General features: G+C 60.7%; 1 protein-coding gene. It reads right to left on the bottom strand.

Features of this window, described 5'->3' with window-relative positions:
- Positions 1-334: 334 nt before the first annotated feature.
- The coding region (locus tag AC3WJD_RS21990) for an IS110 family RNA-guided transposase (RefSeq protein WP_492748985.1) at positions 335-1,095 on the bottom strand (761 nt) is incomplete at its 5' end.

Raw genomic sequence — 1,095 nt, 5'->3', positions numbered from 1 at the left:
CCGGTTGTCTAATCGCATGTCGTCGGTCAAGCGCGTCGAGGCATAGGGCTAGAGCAGCGCCGCCACGATCGTTGGCACGGTGGTTAATCGGTTTCGATGTTCTCAGTGGTCGTTTTGGCGCGAGGGTCGTCGTTTGCTGGGAGCAGGGTTGTCTCCGCGGTCGGCACGAGCCGCCGCATGATGGGTCTTCGCAGGTAGGGCCTTCCTATGTTTCAGGCGCAGTCTCTTGAAGCTGCAGCCGGACATGCGGAATGGCCCGACCCACGTCCACAGCAGGGACGTCTCTGCACGTCAAATTGACGACGCACTGAGCAAGTTAGGCTGGAGGCTGCAGTTAAGCGATGGCGCCAGCCGATGGATTGAACGTCTCTCCTGTCTTGAGCATGGAGTGCATGATGACGGCGAGTTTGCGCGCCACAGCCACGGCAGCGCGCCTAAACCCCAATCGCTCGCGGAGCTTGAGTCCCCAGTCTTTTAGCCTGCTCTCGGTTTTGGGACTGGTTCGGGTAAGGATTACTGTCGCCGCTTCGTAGAGCAGGCCGCGCAGACGGTTGTCGCCTCGTCGTGAAATGTGGCCGTTATAATCGACCTCGCCAGACTGGTAACGACGCGTCGTCAGTCCAAGCCACGCGCCAACGGAGCGCGATGTTCGGAAGTTCGCTGGATCCTCGATCGCTGCGACATAAGACACCGCAGTGACCGCGCCGATGCCCGGAATCGTCATCAGCAGCTGAGAGGCCTGGCTTTGCCGCGCAGCCGCGAGCAATTGGCGATCAAGATCGGCGGCATGCTTGCGGATACCGCGCCACGCCTCGAGCAACGGCAATACAATCCGTGCCAGGCGGTCCTCGCCGTCCAGAAGCGCCCGGACATTGCCATCGAACACCGCGCCTTTGCCCGGGGGTACGATGAGACCGAACGTCTTCATCAAACCGCGGATCTGATTGCTTAGCTGAGTTGAGACATCGAGGAGCTGGTTGCGGGCGCCCACCAATGTACGGGTCAACATGGCGTCGAACGACTTGACCCGCACCGCTTTGTAAAATCCAGCTTCAGCCAGTTGGGCCAGGCCGTCGGCGTCATTCGCGTCGGTCT

It is taken from the genome of Sphingobium sp. FW306-1B-F04DB, from assembly GCF_058781925.1.
This window is presented reverse-complemented; position numbering and strand designations above follow the sequence as displayed.